Genomic DNA, 945 nt, shown 5'->3' with positions numbered 1-945 from the left:
CCACACCACCCTGCATGCGGCTCCGCACAGGGCGGTTCATTTAGAACACCTAACTAAACTTTCTGGTTAGGATAGTGAACTGCGACCCATCCATCTCTTAGTGAATATAATCCTGCTTTCTTCAGATACTCATTACTCAACGCTTGCTGGATCCCTGGTGTTTTTGAACTTCTCCATGGGCCTTTGCTTGTGATACCACAACCAACGGCCACTTGAATTTTGACGCCACGTTTAAGTAGGTTTTGCACCTTAGTCCGTGGTTTTCGCCACTGACGCCAGTAGCACATACGTACGCGACGACGGATCCAATGGTCTAAGTCGACACACCCTTGATAAGCATTAGCGATGCCAAAATAGTTGATCCAGCCTTGCATGTATTGACGCACTTTAAACAGCTGATATTCCATACTAACGCCCCAATTTCGGTTCGTTAGTCGTCTCATCTTTTGTTTGAAAATGTGCAATGTTTTAGCATGCCACTGGATTTTCCCGCGATTAAATGTGAAGCCTAGGAACTTGCTTTGACTTACCTTAACCACTTGGCTTTTCTGTGTATTAACGACCAGTTTTAGCTTAGTAGCAAGATAGTGAGTAATGCTATTAAGTACCCGTTCACCTGCTCGTTGAGATTTAACCAATATGATAAAGTCGTCCGCGTAGCGGGCGAATTTATGCCCTCGGCTTTCCAGCTCTTTATCCAAACTATCCAACATAATGTTAGAGAGTAATGGCGAGAGTGGACCGCCTTGAGGTACTCCTTCAAAGCTTGCTTCAAATTGGTCGTTGACCATCACCCCTGCACGTAGGTATTTACCAATAAGCGCCAAAAGGCGCTTATCCTGTACCTTGCTCTTTATTTGAGTCATGAGTAAATCATGATTAACTCGGTCAAAGAACTTGGACAGATCAACATCAACGGCAAATTTACGTTTCTGTTTGATGATA

The 945-nt window shown here is 44.1% G+C and carries 1 protein-coding gene; it reads right to left on the bottom strand.

Translation table 11 applies throughout. The annotated features are described in order from the left end of the window. Positions 1-53: 53 nt before the first annotated feature. Positions 54-945: reverse transcriptase domain-containing protein (locus AB4140_RS19715; protein WP_372002329.1), on the bottom strand; the 892-nt coding region annotated here is incomplete at its 5' end.

Origin of the sequence: Shewanella sp. 10N.286.51.B2 (assembly GCF_041469265.1) — a bacterium.
In the GTDB taxonomy this organism is placed as follows: Bacteria; Pseudomonadota; Gammaproteobacteria; order Enterobacterales; family Shewanellaceae; genus Shewanella.
The sequence above is the reverse complement of the archived record's forward strand: the minus strand, read 5'-3'. Positions and strand labels throughout refer to the sequence as shown.